Origin of the sequence: Peribacillus sp. NPDC060253 (assembly GCF_042727425.1) — a bacterium.
Classification (GTDB): Bacteria; Bacillota; Bacilli; order Bacillales; family DSM-1321; genus Peribacillus.
This window is the reverse complement of the sequence record NZ_JBHXAS010000105.1, coordinates 1-16,413: the sequence shown is the minus strand read 5'-3', so window position 1 is coordinate 16,413 and position 16,413 is coordinate 1. Positions and strand designations below refer to the sequence as shown.

Sequence of the window (16,413 nt, the reverse complement as noted above, 5' to 3'; positions counted from 1 at the left end):
ACGTTATTATATTTTATTGTTATATTAAATGCAACACTATTCTGTCTTTTTACTAAATAAAAGGAAAATATCGGAATTGGACCAGTCTTTTATTCAACTAATACGTTAAACGGCGACGATTCCACCTTGATGGACTCTGTTGGGCAGCCCTCCAGTGCATCATCCAAGTCATCAAATAAATCTTCCTCGACTTCTGCGGTTCCTTCATTTTCATCCAGAATGACGAATGCGACTCCCTCAAATCAAAGATTTCCGGCGCAGCGGCACCGCATGCACCGCAAGCAATGCAAGTTTCTTGATCCACAATTGCATATTTAGCCATGATGCCTTCCTCCTTATCTCTATTTCATTAATTCTTTCTTTGTTTTCCTACCGTCCAATTATCGTAACGTCCACTGCATTTTCTTGTTCATACACCCGTTTACCCACTGCCCCATTCATACGCTAATGATTTCATCATTCCGTTTATCCACGACACGAATGGCTTTTCCTTCTGAACGCGGAATGCTTTTTGGAATGTTAACAACAATATCCATCGTTACAAGACATGTGGATTTCATATGATGCTGAATCGTTTTCTTTAATTTCTCTACTTTTATATGTGCTAAGTCTTCTTCAATCTCTTTGTAGAAACCGCTTTCAATTTCTATATGCAGTTCAACACAATCCATATTCCCCTTCTTGATGAGGTGTATCTGGTAATGAGGAACAATTCCCTCTATTTGGAATAACACACGCTCAATTTCAGATGGAAATACATTCACTCCCCTGACTATGATCATATCATCCGTCCTGCCTTTAACACGGGACATTCTTGTTGTGGTACGTCCGCATGTACATGGTTCATGGGTAATCGAGGCAATATCGCCTGTACGATAACGAATGATTGGAAGCGCTTCCTTCGTAAGGCTTGTAAAGACAAGTTCCCCATCCTCGCCGTCCTCAACTGGTTCAAGCGTATCCGGATTAATGACTTCAACAAGGAAATGGTCTTCTGCGATATGCAGTCCATTCTGTGCTTCATGGCATTCAATTGCAACTCCCGGCCCCATGATTTCACTTAATCCATAAATATCGACTGCTTTCAAATTCAGTTTCTTCTCTAACGTAGCCCTCATTTCCTCTGACCACGGCTCAGCTCCGAAAATCCCATACTCAAGCCCATTATTGGCTGGATCAAGCCCCATCTCTTCCATCTTTTCTGCAATATTCAATATATAAGAAGGGGTTCCACAAATCCCACGCGGTTTAAAATCATTGATGATCGTAATCTGGCGATCGGTATTCCCCCCTGAAATAGGAACAGTGGCAACCCCTAACTTTTCTGCACCGCAATGGAGGCCCAGTCCGCCTGTAAACAGACCATATCCGTATGCGTTATGGAATATATCTGACTTGCGTCCTCCAGCAGCCACGATTCCACGTGCGACGATCGTTGCCCAGTTTTCCAAATCGTTTTTCGTATACCCGACAATGGTAGGCTTCCCGCTTGTTCCGGATGAACCATGAATGCGTGTTACATCTTCCATTGGGACGGCAAATAAACCGAACGGATACTGGTCACGAAGAGTCTGTTTTTTTGTAAATGGAAGCTTTGATACATCGCTTAAAGTTTGAATATCCTCTGGATCAATGCCCAATTCTTCAAACTTTTCTCTGTAATAAGGTACATTTTCGTATACATGGCTAATCGTTTTTTTTAGTCGTGCCGTTTGAAGACTTTCCATTTCAGCGCGGCTTGCCGTTTCAACTTCAGGATTGTACATTGTTTCAGCCCCCTCAATTTAGCTAGTGTTCCATCCGACTTCTCTTTCATAACGATATTAAAACGGAATTTAAATATATTGTTATGCTTCATTTTTAAGATTAATACGTCATTTTAACGATGTCAATCATGTTTTATATAATTTTACAAAACTTTTTTAATTTACATAATTTTCTGACTATGTTACTTTAACAATGATATATCATATTTCTTAGTACTCGTTTTAAAACCGTACTACAATTAAAAAGGGGGCTTATTATGGAATCACCGGTTAAAATGGGTCATTCAGCTGAAAATCATGACAACCAAACTGCGGATTGACTGCATGGCAAAATGGATTGGCCGTGGCCGGTGACTTTATGTCAGCCGCTTCTTTCCTAGGGATTACTGGTGCGATTGCCCTGATTGGTTTTGATGGCTTTTATATGAGCATCGGGAACCTTGTAGCATTCCTTGTCTTATTGTATCTTGTTTCGGAACCACTTCGTAACTTAGGGAAATATACGTTGGCAGACATGATTTCAGCGCGTTTCAAATCGAAAAAAGTGCGCGGGATAGCTGCCGCAAACACATTGGTCATTTCAATTTTCTACATGATTGCACAGCTTGTTGGTGCAGGAGGATTAATTAAACTATTACTCGGCATCGATTACTGGCTATCCGTCCTTCTAGTTGGTGTATTGATGACGATTTATGTAATTTTCGGTGGAATGAGAGCGACAAGCTGGGTGCAGATCACCAAAGCTGTTCTTTTACTATGCGGTTCCGCTGTTTTGACGTTCATTGTATTTTCCCGTTTTAATTTTAACATTTCAGAAATGTTCCATCATGTTCAAACCGCAACACCTCTTGGTAATGATTTTTTGAATCCTGGCAATAAATACACCGATGGACTTGACATGATTTCATTTAATATGTCGCTTGTCCTTGGAGCAGCAGGCCTTCCACATTTGCTCGTTCGCTTCTTTACAGTGAAGGACGCAGCTACTGCCAGGAAATCCGTCGTATATTCCACTTGGTTTATTGGAATATTTTTCATCATGACGATTTTCCTAGGTTTCGGGGCTGCTGCTTTCGTTGGTTTTGATAGAATTGTTGAAGCAAACTCGGCCGGGAACATGGCCGCTCCACTTCTTGCATTAACAGTGGGCGGTGAGTTCTTATTCGCCTTCGTTTCTGCTGTGGCATTTGCGACGATTTTAGCGGTTGTATCCGGTCTTGTTTTAACGTCTGCATCCGCTTTTGCACATGACATATATGGCGAAATCATCAAAGACGGAAACATTACGGAAAAACAGCAAATTCTTGTTGCCCGTTTGGCCTCAATAAGCGTAGCGGTCATTTCGATTTTACTCGCTTTATTTGCACAATCGTTGAATGTCGCCTTCCTTTCTGTTCTTGCACTAGGAATAGCTGCCAGTGCCAATTTGCCGATCATCCTATGTACAATATATTGGAAAAGATTCAACTCAACCGGAGCGATCACCGGAATGCTATTCGGGGTAATCAGCTCCCTTATACTGGTCATGCTCAGTCCTATTGTATGGAATCCTGAGCCTGGAATGGGTATTTTCACAGGAGATCCCCTCTTCACGATGAGCAACCCGACTATTTTCACCGTGCCTCTTGGCTTTATCGGAGCCTATTTAGGCACAGTCTTGACAAAGCCAAAAGATGAGGAGAACAAGTTTTCGGAAGTACTCTTCAAATCTAACACAGGATATGGAATAAGTTCTGCAAAAGACCATTAAAGGAAGGAAGGTTTCAAATGACCACTCAATTAGATCAGGATATTCATGAATTGCATTACGATAAAATCAAGCAAGTGCTGGTGGACGAACCATATGCCTCATTTCTCGGAATGAAGTTGACGAAACTCGGTCCCGGCACCGCGGAAGCTGAATTGATTCCTAGTGACCGCATGCTCAATGCTCACGGAACGGTTCATGGTGCGATTATCTTCTCACTTGCTGATTATGTGTTTGCAGCTGCCAGCAATTCATATGGTAAAATAGCAGTCGGTGTTTCCAACAACATTAACTTCATATCAGCTGGCAAGCCTGGTGAGACTTTAACTGCAAGGGCAAATGAGATAAAGAAAAACCATAAACTTGCTTGGTATAAAATAGAAGTTGTAAATGATAGGGAACTGATTGCAACGATGGAAGCGATGGTTTTCAGGAAAAATCACTATTTTGTTGACCACGTCGAATAAGTAATCTTCGAACCGGACAAGGCCAATGACTTGTCCGGTTCTTTTTCACTTGATCGAAAAGGCCATAGTTAGGAACCGTCAAGCAGATAAAGGGGGGATTCCCGATTTGGAATCCCCCCTTTCCTGATACTTCATCACTACCGAATCCTAAAGTGAAAACGTTCTTCCTAGTTATTGACCGCTATACAGGAGTCAATCACTTTCAACCACTCCCCCTGCACCCCTTCACTTATTGCATCAGCCTGATACACCATTTTTCCTCTATTAAAAGTAGCGTTGATTTGACAAGGAAAGGTATGGCCCATATATATGCTTTGCTTATGTTTCGCGAAAAAATTCGAATCCAAAACTTCATGCACCCCATTCAGGGAAACAATCGCAAGGTCTGCATCCATTCCATTCTTAATTTGCCCTTTTCTAGAAGAGAGGCCAAATCGTTCAGCAGGGGCCGATGCAGTCCACTCTGCGACTTTGTGAAGCGGGATTCCGTGCAGTACTGCCAATTCTATCATCGACATCAACGAAAATTGCCCCCCGCTTATTCCGCCCCACGCTTCAAAAAGATTATTTGCAGCAGGGTCTTTAAGTTCATAAGGACATGGTGAGTGGTCGGAAGAAATCATATCGAATTTCCCTTCCATTAAACAGGCAATCAATCTCTCCTGTTCTTCACGTTCCCTTAGTGGGGGAGCACATTTTGCAACTGCGCCTTTATCGAATAGATCTCCATGATTGAATAATAAATAGTGTGGACACGTTTCAACGGTCACATCCAGACCCCGTCGTTTGGCTGATTCTATTTTTTCAATGGCCAAGCCACTGCTAATATGGACAAAGTGCAGTGGACAGCCTGTTAACTCTGCATATGTAATGGCACGTTCAACAGCCTCCGCTTCTGCTTGTACAGGTCTTGTAGCTGCATAATCATCTGCACTGAATAGACCATCCTTCTCTTTTTCCTGCTTCAACCATTGAGTGATCGGATCACTTTCCGCATGAAGGGCCAATACCTTGCCCAAATCTGCGATTCGCTTCATTCCATGTAAAAGGGTGAAGTCATCCGCCCGTTCAAACTCATCATTTCCCGTAGCTGAGAGAAAGGCTTTAAATCCGATGACTCCAGATTTGGCCAGCGCCTCTAAATCATCGATATTTCCCGGGACCAACCCTCCCCATAATCCAAAATCTATTACTGATTTCCTTTCACCTATCTCACCTTTTTCAAGGAGTGCCTTTCGATCGATCGTTGAAGGGATGCCATTCAACGGCATATCGAAATATGTGGTGCAACCGCCCGCTGCCATCATTTGGGATCCCGTTTCAAAGCCTTCCCAATGAGCGCGGCCAGGTTCACTAAAATGTACATGGACATCAATCATACCCGGAAAGATATGCAGTCCACTCGCTTCATACTCCTCTTTCGCTTTACCATCCAGACGATCCCCGATCTTAACAATCACTCCATCTCGGATTGCCAGATCAGCATTCTTCACTTCATCTGGAAAAACTACATACCCGTCGCGGATAATCAGATCATATATCTCCATACAGACCACTCCTCCAAAATAGTTTTATAAAATCAAAGAGAACCCCTGGATGCAACCACGTTCCCCGTCTTACCCACATAAACATCAAGCGCAGCCTGCAAAGCTTCTCCCCGATTCACATTGAAGCCCTGCCGCAAAAGGACGGCTTCCAAGGAGCCCAACACAAAGAGGATGTTTTCTTTCCTACAACTGAAACCCATGGTTCCTATTCTCCATATTTTCCCATGAAGCGGACCGAACGAGGATGCGATCTCGATACTGAATTCATTCAACAGCATCGCTCTTACAGCTTCCCCATCGATTCCTTCTGGAATTTCGATGCAAGTTACACATGGTAGTTTATTTTGCACATCCCCGAATAACGTCAGTCCCATCGCCTTGACCCCTTCCACGAGTGCTGCTTCGTGGAGTTCGTGACGGACAAAGCGCGTTTCCAGACCTTCTTCAAGCACAAGGCGCAATCCTTCACGCAACGCATATATCATTGAAGTCGCTTCGGTATGGTGATTCAAACGGCGCGGTCCCCAATAATCCTGCAACATCCCTAAATCGAAATAATTGCTTGTGATGGGAAGGCGGCCTGAAAATTTTTGGTTGTCCTCATCGGTAGCAATACCACGCTCTACCTTTTTGCGGGACTGGATGATTTCCTCTATCCGATCATTATATGTGATCGGTGCCATGCCCGAAGGAATGGACAAGCATTTTTGCGTCCCGCCTATCAATCCATCAATACACCATTCGTCCACCTTTACATCCGTTCCCCCGATTGACGCTACCGCATCCACCACAAGCAGGACACCCAATTCACGGCAAGCCAACCCGATTTCCTTCAATGGCTGCATACAACCAGTGGAAGTTTCCCCATGTACGATTGCTGTTATTTTAGGTGAGACTTTCTTTATTTCCGCAATGACAGCTTGCGGATCGAACACTTCTCCCCAAGGACATTCGATCGTATGGACTTCCGCTCCGTATCGCTCACAAATCTCCACCAATAAATGACCGAATCTTCCAAAGATAGGGACCAGGACTTTATCTCCAGGTTCAATGATGCTGCAAAGAATCGCCTCATTCCCGGACCTTGATGTGCCATCTATCGGGAATGCCCACTTATTTTTCGTTTGAAAAACCAAACGCAACATTTCCATCACTTCATTCATGATGGTCGTGAATGCAGGATCGAATTGTCCTAATATCGGTGTGCTCATGGCCCTTAAAACACGCGGGTCCACTTCGACTGGACCTGGCGTCATAATCGTTCTCACTGGTGTATTCAATTCTGAATATGCCATTTTACCCAACTCCTTTTAATAGGCTAATTTATATAGTACTTCGCTTAAAACATCGATTCCCCTTTCCAAATCCGGAACACTCGTAAACTCCTTGGGCGAGTGGCTTATTCCGCCCTGACTTGGAACGAACAGCAGACACGTCGGGCAAAACGCCCCAAACACCTGTGCATCATGCCCCGCTCCGCTGACCATGTCCTGATATGGTGTATTTTTATCTTCCGCAATCTTTTGGACCAGGCGATTCATTTCCATATCCAGTGCAACAGGTTTGACATCCATCCATTGTAAAATCTCCATCTGCATTTCCGCTTCTTTCGCCAAGGAATCAAAAGTCGAAAAGATTTCCTGACAAAACTTATCAAGAATCACTTCTTCGTGATGCCTGATATCCAGACTGAACTCCACTTCACCAGCAATGACATTCGGAACATTAGGTTTAACATCCATCCTGCCTACCGTCGCAACTAAATCCGGATTCATCCTCTTCGCTTTTTTCGTTAAGAAGGAGATGAATTCCGAAGCTGCACTCACTGCATCCTTCCGGTATGACATGGGAGTGGTGCCCGCATGATCGCTTTCACCAACGATTTTTACCGTAAAACGTCGCTGCCCGACAATATGGCTGACGACACCAATTGTATTCTGGTTCTTTTCAAGAACTGCCCCCTGTTCTATATGAATTTCGACGAACCGGTCGATATCATCACGGACAGGCCTTATATATGCTTCAGGTTCAAATCCCGATTTTTTCATGGCTTCCAAAAAAGAAATTCCCTCTGTATCTTTTAGATCCCTTACATGATCAAGATCATAGATACCTTGGATATTCCTCGACCCCCAGAACGTTAATGGAAATCTACTCCCTTCTTCTTCACAAAAGGAAACGACTTCAATTGTCTTCCTTGGCGGGCCATAGGCTTTATACAACCTCTTGACCGCAAGGAAACTAGCAATGACCCCATATGCTCCATCATATTTCCCCCCATTCCTGACCGTATCGATATGAGAGCCGGTCAGGATGGTTCCGCCGGAGGAGCCCGTTCCCTCGAGCCTGCCAAACAAGTTACCTACACTATCAAAATATGTATCCAGATTTTCCTTTTCCATCTCGGCTTTCATTGCCTGTTGAGCCCTCAACCATTCCTTGGAATATAATAAACGGGTTACCCCATTGCTCTCCGTAGCCCCGAAAGATGCTAACCATTCGATCATCAAAGCTACATCATCTTTTTCATTGAATTTTTCGATTTGAATGCCCATCACATCGCTTCCCTTCTCACTATCCATTCATGTTATGAATATTCACAAATATATGTTATCTATTATTTTACTTGCTTTCGCATTTAACTTCATTGACATTTTCGTTAGTATTTCGGTATTTTTTTGTGCAAAATAACCAATGGAAATACGCTTGTAAGAAGAGGGTGTCCATGTTAAATGGGCACCCTCTTCTTTTCAACTTGTATAATTCGAACCTAAGCCCAATTCCCTTAAAAGCTGACGATAAGCGATCGATGTTTTATCTGCCGCGATATGCGCTTCCGCTTGTAGATCGAGAGGCAGCTCCTCCGGCTTTTGGTTTTCCACCATCTCCTTATCTTCATTGAAAATCTGTAAATTGAATTCGTACGTATCTTCAATCGGGGCATCTAAATCAAAGTTACGGGCCATCGGCGAAAACATTCTTGTCTTACGTGCCGAAACCGGGCTTGCACAATTCAGTATATGAAGTTTACCGTCCTCAGGGAAATGTACAGTCAGCCTGGCAGCCAGCGGTGGATAGATATCAAACACACGCAGCCATTCAAAGTTAGCAGGCTCTAAATGCTGCATGCTTTTCCCGTAATTACTGACAGAACTTAAGTATTCCACATGTAGGCCATACTCCGTTTTTTCCACCTTATAACTCGGAACGATAGGATTGTTACGATCGGCAAAGCTTTCCGAATGCACCCAAGCAAAGTGGGACACATCCAAAAAACCTTCCATTTGCCGACCGGCTGAACCAGCAATGTCAATGGAAGGCGGCAGGATGTTCAAATATTCATCATCCTCCCAGGCCGGTAACCTCGGAATATTCTCTTTATCACTCGCAATCGATGTCCAAACCAAACCGTAGCGCTCTACCGCAGGATAAATATTAATACAAAGACGCGGGGATATTTTAGCATTGGGGCGCGCAGGTATCCCGGTGCAGTTGCCTTCCGGGCCATACCTAAAACCGTGGTAAGGACAGACGATATTATCCCCTTCCACCCACCCCATACTTAATGGAACACCACGATGCAGACAAAGGTCCCTTGCAACGATAATCTTTCCATTGGCTCGATAAAGGACTAGATGCACATCGAGAAGTTTAATGCCCATCGGCTTTTCCGATACTTCCTCGGTTGCTGCCACCGGAAACCAATATTGTGTTAATACGTCCCAGTCCCCTTTGCTGAATGTGCATTCTTTCGGAAACGGCGTTACTCTTTTTTTCTTATTTGAAGCAACTGTGCTTTCACTCATATTAGCGGCCTCCCCTTATTCTCACATTAATTTTTATAAATATTAACAAAGTTAGGATAATATGTCACTTTAAATGTTATAAAATCTTACATCAAAATTCATCTTTGTATATCTTAACAATCCAAACAACGAAATTCGTAAGATATACCAAAGGATTAGTATGATATGATAGTAAAAATCCGCAATACTATGTGAGCAAACGCAAGGATTCAGATATATAGTTACAAGCACTTATTTAAACCCGATTCAATTTCCTGGATTCCTATAAAGCTTTACTTAAATCACAATCAATAATCCAATTTTTCCAGAACGAGGTGTTTCAGATGAAGGTAACAGAACTTTTAACATTACCCACATTAACCGGCATGAAATTGATTGCCGGAGAAACAGGGATCGACCGCGAAGTCCTCACTGTTAACATGATGGATGCTCCAGATATCATTCACTTTTTAAAAGCAGATGAATTCCTTGTAACCACAGCTTATCACCTAAAGGACAATCCACACCTCTTATCATCACTTGTAGAAGCGATGGCAACCCATGGCTGTGCAGCACTCGGGATAAAGACAAGCAGATTCTTAAAAGAAATACCAGAAGATGTACTGGCACTTGCCGATGAACTATCCTTTCCGATCATCGACCTCCCGTCAGAATTATCACTCGGGGAAATCATCAACCATACATTACGGGGGATTTTGGATCAGCGGGCAGCAGAATTGACTTTTGCCATGGAAACCCATAAACAATTCACGAACTTAATCATGCGGGGGAAAGGGATTCAAAAACTTCTTGATCATTTATCAGAAATGATTGGATACCCCATCCTATTAGTTGACCAGTACCTTAAACCGATATTCCATCCGTTCTCAACACCTGAAGTTATTGCAATAATCAAAAAAATGAACGATGAAGGATTCCGATTTCATAAAACCAAGGCCTCATTCTTTTCCTTTTCATCTCTTTCCAATCAACAAACCTATACCGTTTTCCCCATCTATATGAATGAAGAAAAGTTTGGCTATTTGACGATCTCAGGAGAAATCAAGACTAACGATAACCTCATTACACTAACGATTGAGCAAGCCACAAATGTCATCTCTTTTGCCTCGATGAAGGAACATGCCCTTAAACAGCATGATCGAAATATCCGAAATGATTTCTTCCTTCATTTTCTGGATGGCAGTTTCTCCTCACAAGAGGAAATCATAAACCGCGCAAAAGAGTTTTCCTTACATAATGACCAAGCGTATATTTGCGCAGTCGGAAAGATCGATGAATCCGAATCGACCAAAAGTTATACACAGCTGCACCGAAGGGCAGATTCCATTTGCGAATTTTTGGAAGATAAACTTTGTACATCGCCCAATCCCATTCATCTCTTTACAAAAGGAAAGAAATGCATCCTTTTATACGAAGTGAACGAAGTCGAAACCCATGTTCTCCAATATGTCGAAACCTCACTAAAATCATTGCAAAAGATAACATCCAACCAGTTCGACTGCACGATTTCTTTCGGAGTAAGCCATATGTGCCAGAGTTTTTTACAAACCAAGAACTCCTACAAAGAAGCGAACGACTCCCTTCTCGAAGGAGGTCTTTCGAAAAGGACAGGATACATCCAAACATTCCGAACAAAGGATATTATGGAATTGTTGAGAGTCATCCCAGAAGAAGACTTAAAGAATTTTTACCTTTTCGCCCTACAAGGCTTTACAAAGATTTTCACAGAGGAGGAACAATCCTTATTACAAACATTATCCGTCTATCTCGAAACACATTGCCAAATATCCGAAACAGCCAAAAGATTATTCGTTCACCGGAACACCGTTGTGTACAGACTCGAGAAATGTGAAGAGCTACTCGGCAAGAGCTTAAAAGATTCAGAGACCACACTCCAGATACGAATTGCCCTTCGCATTAAATCTTTGCTCAAAATATAAAACACCATCCTTACCTCCCTCACTTTATGCAAGTTGTCTATATCACCATCCAAAAATTGTCTAATTTAACTAATGACAATTTTCAGTTTTTTTATTATGATGATAACTATCATAACAAAATGACGTAACATAACATGACAACCAATTAGAGAAGGGAGTTTTTTTTATGAACGAAAGAATTAACACGTCCAAGGCCTTCTCATTAGGTCTTCAACATGTCCTTGCCATGTATGCTGGTGCCATCTTGGTACCAATCATCGTCGGTGGAGCATTGGGGTTTACTTCGCAACAGCTCGCTTACCTTATTGCCATTGACCTTTTAACCTGCGGAATCGCTACATTATTGCAAGCTTGGAAAAACAAATACTTCGGAATAGGACTCCCAATCGTTTTAGGAACTTCTTTCGTCGCAGTCACCCCAATGATATCCATCGGCAGCAATTATGGTATTTCCGCTATATATGGGGCAATCATCGCAGCCGGGTTCTTCATCATTTTTTTCTCCAACATATTTGGTAAACTGCTTAAATTATTCCCACCAGTCGTGACCGGTACCGTCGTCATCATTATTGGATTATCCTTAGTACCCACAGGCATAAAGAACATGGCTGGAGGTTCTGGCAGCAAAGACTTTGGTTCAGCTGAAAACTTAATGCTATCCTTCGGTGTCCTCGCTGTCATCCTGTTACTCAATCGCTTCTTCACTGGATTCATACGCGCCATTTCCGTTCTGATCGGCATCATCTTAGGGACGATCGCTTCAACGTTTTTTGGGAGAATGGACTTTTCCACCGTTGCCGATGCGTCTTGGTTCCATATCCCTGCTCCTTTCTACTTTGGTACACCTACCTTTGAAATTGCCCCCATTCTTACGATGATGTTGGTTGGCACAGTCATTCTAATCGAATCCACGGGCGCATTTCTTGCTCTTGGAAAAATAACCGGTCGGGAATTGAGTGAAAAAGATATTATCAAAGGCTACCGGGCAGAGGGCCTGGCCTTCACTTTAGGAGGAATTTTCAATGCTTTTCCTTATAGTACATTCGCTCAGAATGTAGGTCTCGTTCAATTATCCGGTGTAAAAAAAAGAACGATCACCATTGTAGCCGGCTTCATACTAATCGGGCTCGGACTGGTACCGAAAATCGCTGCACTCGCTACACTTATTCCTACGGCGGTCCTCGGGGGCGCAACCGTAGTCATGTTCGGAATGGTCGTTTCATCTGGAATTAAAATGTTGAACGACGTCGATTTCTCGGATAACGCTAATTTATTGGTCATCGCTTGTTCAATCTCACTTGGCCTGGGTGCCACAGTCGTCCCCGAGTTATTCTCAAGCCTGCCGGAAGCAATCCGTATCGTCGTCGGTGATGGGATCATAACAGGTAGTCTGACAGCCATCATCCTGAATTTGATCTTGACTCCACGCAGGAAAAAGGATGTCGATAGTACCATACCTGATGCAGATCAGATTATGGCAAAAAGTATATAGAAAGGAGCCTGGAAGATGATTACTCTTACATCACTAAATGCACAAAGCGAAAAAAAATTCACGAAGTTCCTTGGGGATATTTTTGAACATTCACCTTGGATTGCAGAAAAAGCTGCAGCCTACAGGCCCTTTTCTTCAATTATTATCCTGCATAAATGCATGGTGGACATTGTAAGCCATTCGTCAATGGAAGAAAAGTTAACGTTAATCAGAATGCATCCGAGCCTTGGTGACAAAGTTGAAATGAGTGAAGATTCGATTAAGGAACAGCAAGGTGCCGGTTTAAAGGGCCTAACTGCTGATGAATATGAAAATTTCGTCTCTTTGAATAGGCAATATATGAATAAGTTCGGCTTTCCATTTATCTTGGCTGTGCGCAAAAAGGATAAAAATGACATTTATCAATCAATGAAAACAAGGATTCACCACACTGAAACCGCCGAGTTCGAAAATGCCTTGTCTGAAATTTATCAAATAGCCTTATTTCGTTTAAAGGATAAAATCAAAACTGAAGGAGAGAATTTCATGAAAAATAAATCTGCCGCCCAAACACTTAGTTACGGGAAAGGAAATGTTTTCGCCTATAGGACCTATTCAAATCCCTTAACCGGAATCAAACAAATACCAGAATCTACTTTTTCAGGTAGAGATCATATCATTTTTGGCACTAACGTAAAAGTTTCCGTTGGCGGCTCTTCTTTTCTTCCCTCCTTCACTGACGGGGACAATTCCATGGTCGTCGCAACTGATTCGATGAAAAACTTTATCCAAAGGCATCTCGCAACATTCAAGGGGGCAACATTAGAAGGATTTGCTTCATATGTTTCAGAAGCCTTCCTTAACAAATATCCCCAAATCGATACGGTTAAATTGATTGCCGAAGATATCCCTTTTGAAGCGGTGACGGAAGCAACGGACCCTCAATTGAAACCGAGTGACCTTGTATTCAAAAAGTCACGCAACGAACGGGCAAGGGCTTCAGTCGAAATCATCCGCGCGGAAAATGGCAATGAAATCGTTCACCAATGCAGCTCCATCCTTGACCTCCAATTAATCAAAGTAAGTGGAAACTCATTTATAGGTTTTGTCCGCGATGAGTATACGACACTTCCCGACGACGGAAACCGGCCGCTTTTCATCTATTTGAATCTTCATTGGGTCTATGAGGATCAAAAGGATGCACTCGGCATGGATCCCTCTAAATACGTAGCTGCTGAACAGGTTATCGATATTTCCACATCCGTTTTTCATGAGATGGAGACTCCTTCCATCCAAAATTTGATTTATGAAATCGGCTGCCGTATTTTAACCAGATTTCCCCAGCTTATTGAAGTGACATTCGAATCCCAAAACCACACATGGGATACAGTCGTTTCCGAAATCTCGGATTCAAAAGGCAAAGTATATACTGAGCCACGCCCGCCATATGGCTTTCAGGTCTTCACCGTTAAAAAAGAACATCTCGAAAACAACAAAATCCTGGCTGCGGCAAAAGAAAGCATCGGGTAAGGAGTGATTATGCCTGGTATAACGACACATATATTGGATTTAATGCATGGTCAGCCTGCTGAAAACGTGAAGATAGAATTATACTTTTCCGAATCGTACGCCGCTAGCTGGCAACTGCTCCAGTCAGCGGTAACAAATGCAGACGGGAGGCTCGATTCCCCGCTGCTGAACGCCGAAAGCACTAAAATGGGAAACTACGAAATCGTATTTCATATCGGGGATTACTTCCGGAATAAATCCGTAGAGCTTCCTGATCCACCCTTTTTGGACCAGGTTCCCGTTCGTTTTGGACTATCTTCCCCATCCTCTAACTATCATGTACCACTGCTCGTTTCTCCATGGGGCTATCAAGTGTACCGGGGAAGTTAAAGAAAAAAGCCGGAAAAGATACATCCTTCTCCTGCTTTTGCTCATTGAACACATTCTGGAGAGATGAAGTCAAACCTAAAAAAGCCAGCTTCCAGGATTAACGGAAATTGGCTTTCTATGGTTACTTAGTTATCTATTTGTTTTATCTTTAGCTTAACGATTTCGTTGATTTTTTAAAGACATAGAAACATATATCAGAATCAGACTGTCTTCTAATAAGATCAATGACTATCCAACCTTTCTTAAAGTAGTGCGTAAATACATGTCGGGTATTCATTCTCCATGACAAAGCTAGATCTGAACTATATTGCTTAAGTTTTTGAAAATCACTTGGCATGGGTACAAAAAGCAAACCCGTTTCCAAATGTCTTGTCAAGTCGATCTCCATAGGGGCAAGATAGCCGTCTGGATTAACCAAAGCTTTAATTAACAAAGAGTCTTCTCTTAACCTATCCTCTATTTCAAGGTTTTCACTTTCAATCTTCTTATCCTTTATCCACCACTGCACTATAAATCTATCCGATGGCATTCCGTGATTTAAAACGTCAAGCATTTCACCATAGCAGTTCTCAACATAGGTTGAGGACCTTGCACCAAGTTTGTGAAAATTTAAATATCCATTAACCGTTTCCAGCGGATCAAACGTCCACGTGATTAGATCGTATCCCTTTTTAATCGATTCTTCTCTTTGTTGGAGTTTGAGCTTCTCCCCGATACCTAATTTTCTAAAATTTGGGTGGATGCCTAAAATATGCGAACATAAGTAGCTCTTATTCCCATCAAATCCTGGGAAGCTATATTGAAAGCCAATTAGTTCACCGTCTAAAAAAGCGCCAAGCACTATGCCACCATTCTTAATCGCTGTAAGCGTTTGATGAGTAGGAGTTGATTCATATTCGCTCCATATGATGGACTCTAGCCGCCTTACATTTTCAAGCTCTTCGTTTGATTCAAGGGCGCGAATGGCTATGCTTTTCATTTGATGCATTTTGCTCATTAAACATACCTCTCCTTAAAACTTTTTTCTTTTTGGATAAAGACATCCATCTCTAACCGTTAGCGTATGTGGAATGTAACAATCAGGTGGAGTAGGCTCTCCATAATAGTCCCTGATGTTCCATCAATGCAAAAAACAAGATTACTTATCCTCTTGATAAAACGAACAATCCCGCAATGGAACTACTTTTGTTTTCTTGATAATTTTGTAACCAAACCATAAAAGCAAAAATATAGGAATCCCAATATAGGAAACAAGCAAACTATTCCAATCAATCTTATCCCCAATGAACGCTTTATAGTCTTGTCCTACAATTGCAACCATACATAATGAGAAGGCAAGAATAGGCCCAAAAGGAAACCACTTTGCTTTATAAGGCAACGCGCTTAGTTCCCTTCCCTGAGCTATATAAGCTTTTCGGAAGCGGTAATGGCTGATGGCAATACCCAACCAAGCTAGAAACCCGGATAAACTGCAGATGTTCAATAACCAGAAATAAACGGTTCCGTCCCCAAAAACTGAAGTAAGAAAGGCAAGCATTCCTATAACTGTCGTAGCGTAAAGAGCATTGATCGGTATTCCCCGTGAATTAACTTTCCTTAGAAACTTAGGTGCATTCCCTTCTTTTTCGAGAATTTTATTTCCTGCCATCGATGCTAGATAATGAGGGCTCACAACCATGCTTTTCGTTCCAATTATCGATTGGGTCATAAATTCGCTCCCTTTTAAATTATTAGATTTTTCAGATTATTAATGATAATTGTAATTATACC

The 16,413-nt window shown here is 42.3% G+C and carries 11 protein-coding genes and 3 pseudogenes; 6 read left to right on the top strand and 8 right to left on the bottom strand.

Annotated elements, in window-relative coordinates; translation table 11 throughout:
* Nucleotides 1–89 precede the first annotated feature (89 nt).
* Both ACFWE9_RS20995 and paaK read right to left on the bottom strand, forming a co-directional pair.
* Nucleotides 90–322, bottom strand: a pseudogene (locus ACFWE9_RS20995) (4Fe-4S domain-containing protein).
* 115 nt (nt 323–437) lie between these two features.
* Complete coding sequence (gene paaK / locus ACFWE9_RS20990; protein WP_377358603.1) at nt 438–1,766, bottom strand: phenylacetate--CoA ligase PaaK; 1,329 nt, start codon at nt 1,764–1,766, stop codon at nt 438–440.
* 313 nt (nt 1,767–2,079) lie between these two features.
* Between paaK and ACFWE9_RS20985 the strand changes: the two are divergent.
* Nucleotides 2,080–3,516 (top strand): annotated as a pseudogene (locus ACFWE9_RS20985) (solute symporter family protein); the annotation flags it as partial.
* A gap of 17 nt (nt 3,517–3,533) precedes the next feature.
* Entirely contained in the window at nt 3,534–3,980 is a 447-nt protein-coding gene (locus ACFWE9_RS20980; RefSeq protein ID WP_377358601.1) for a PaaI family thioesterase, read from the top strand.
* A 167-nt stretch (nt 3,981–4,147) separates the two neighbouring features.
* Here ACFWE9_RS20980 and ACFWE9_RS20975 read toward each other — a convergent pair whose 3' ends face one another.
* The 4 genes from ACFWE9_RS20975 to ACFWE9_RS20960 all read right to left on the bottom strand — a co-directional run bounded on the left by ACFWE9_RS20975 (nt 4,148) and on the right by ACFWE9_RS20960 (nt 9,333).
* Nucleotides 4,148–5,527: an allantoinase gene (locus ACFWE9_RS20975; RefSeq protein WP_377358599.1), complete on the bottom strand. Its 1,380-nt coding sequence runs from the start codon at nt 5,525–5,527 to the stop codon at nt 4,148–4,150.
* A 32-nt stretch (nt 5,528–5,559) separates the two neighbouring features.
* Complete coding sequence (locus ACFWE9_RS20970) at nt 5,560–6,822, bottom strand: pyridoxal-phosphate-dependent aminotransferase family protein (RefSeq protein WP_230157155.1); 1,263 nt, start codon at nt 6,820–6,822, stop codon at nt 5,560–5,562.
* Nucleotides 6,823–6,837: 15 nt separating this feature from the next.
* Nucleotides 6,838–8,082, bottom strand: coding sequence for an allantoate deiminase (gene allC / locus ACFWE9_RS20965; protein ID WP_377358597.1), 1,245 nt, complete (start codon nt 8,080–8,082; stop codon nt 6,838–6,840).
* Between the two features lie 195 nt (nt 8,083–8,277).
* The gene (locus tag ACFWE9_RS20960) at nt 8,278–9,333 is read right to left on the bottom strand and encodes a Rieske 2Fe-2S domain-containing protein (RefSeq protein ID WP_377358595.1); all 1,056 of its coding nucleotides are present in this window, start codon (nt 9,331–9,333) and stop codon (nt 8,278–8,280) included.
* Nucleotides 9,334–9,656: 323 nt separating this feature from the next.
* On the opposite strand from ACFWE9_RS20960, the gene ACFWE9_RS20955 reads away from it, so the two are divergent.
* From ACFWE9_RS20955 to uraH, 4 genes are all read left to right on the top strand, one after another.
* Entirely contained in the window at nt 9,657–11,273 is a 1,617-nt protein-coding gene (locus ACFWE9_RS20955; RefSeq protein ID WP_377358593.1) for a PucR family transcriptional regulator, read from the top strand.
* 166 nt (nt 11,274–11,439) lie between these two features.
* Nucleotides 11,440–12,765 (top strand): nucleobase:cation symporter-2 family protein, encoded by a 1,326-nt coding sequence (locus ACFWE9_RS20950; RefSeq protein ID WP_377358591.1) that lies wholly within the window; start codon nt 11,440–11,442, stop codon nt 12,763–12,765.
* Nucleotides 12,766–12,780: 15 nt separating this feature from the next.
* Complete coding sequence (gene pucL, locus ACFWE9_RS20945) at nt 12,781–14,274, top strand: factor-independent urate hydroxylase (RefSeq protein ID WP_377358589.1); 1,494 nt, start codon at nt 12,781–12,783, stop codon at nt 14,272–14,274.
* A gap of 9 nt (nt 14,275–14,283) precedes the next feature.
* A complete protein-coding gene (gene uraH, locus ACFWE9_RS20940; protein ID WP_377358587.1) occupies nt 14,284–14,643 on the top strand; it encodes a hydroxyisourate hydrolase in 360 nt (119 codons plus the stop codon).
* Between the two features lie 148 nt (nt 14,644–14,791).
* Here uraH and ACFWE9_RS20935 read toward each other — a convergent pair whose 3' ends face one another.
* Both ACFWE9_RS20935 and ACFWE9_RS20930 read right to left on the bottom strand, forming a co-directional pair.
* The gene (locus ACFWE9_RS20935) at nt 14,792–15,640 is read right to left on the bottom strand and encodes a GNAT family N-acetyltransferase (protein WP_377358585.1); all 849 of its coding nucleotides are present in this window, start codon (nt 15,638–15,640) and stop codon (nt 14,792–14,794) included.
* A 141-nt stretch (nt 15,641–15,781) separates the two neighbouring features.
* Nucleotides 15,782–16,273 (bottom strand): annotated as a pseudogene (locus ACFWE9_RS20930) (amino acid permease); the annotation flags it as partial.
* Between the last annotated feature and the right edge of the window lie 140 nt (nt 16,274–16,413).

Coding starts and splice junctions, on each gene's coding strand:
- paaK (WP_377358603.1), bottom strand. CDS start 1,766: ATGTACAATCCTGAAGTTGAAACGGCAAGCCGCGCTGAAATGGAAAGT.
- ACFWE9_RS20980 (WP_377358601.1), top strand. CDS start 3,534: ATGACCACTCAATTAGATCAGGATATTCATGAATTGCATTACGATAAA.
- ACFWE9_RS20975 (WP_377358599.1), bottom strand. CDS start 5,527: ATGGAGATATATGATCTGATTATCCGCGACGGGTATGTAGTTTTTCCA.
- ACFWE9_RS20970 (WP_230157155.1), bottom strand. CDS start 6,822: ATGGCATATTCAGAATTGAATACACCAGTGAGAACGATTATGACGCCA.
- allC (WP_377358597.1), bottom strand. CDS start 8,082: ATGGGCATTCAAATCGAAAAATTCAATGAAAAAGATGATGTAGCTTTG.
- ACFWE9_RS20960 (WP_377358595.1), bottom strand. CDS start 9,333: ATGAGTGAAAGCACAGTTGCTTCAAATAAGAAAAAAAGAGTAACGCCG.
- ACFWE9_RS20955 (WP_377358593.1), top strand. CDS start 9,657: ATGAAGGTAACAGAACTTTTAACATTACCCACATTAACCGGCATGAAA.
- ACFWE9_RS20950 (WP_377358591.1), top strand. CDS start 11,440: ATGAACGAAAGAATTAACACGTCCAAGGCCTTCTCATTAGGTCTTCAA.
- pucL (WP_377358589.1), top strand. CDS start 12,781: ATGATTACTCTTACATCACTAAATGCACAAAGCGAAAAAAAATTCACG.
- uraH (WP_377358587.1), top strand. CDS start 14,284: ATGCCTGGTATAACGACACATATATTGGATTTAATGCATGGTCAGCCT.
- ACFWE9_RS20935 (WP_377358585.1), bottom strand. CDS start 15,640: ATGAGCAAAATGCATCAAATGAAAAGCATAGCCATTCGCGCCCTTGAA.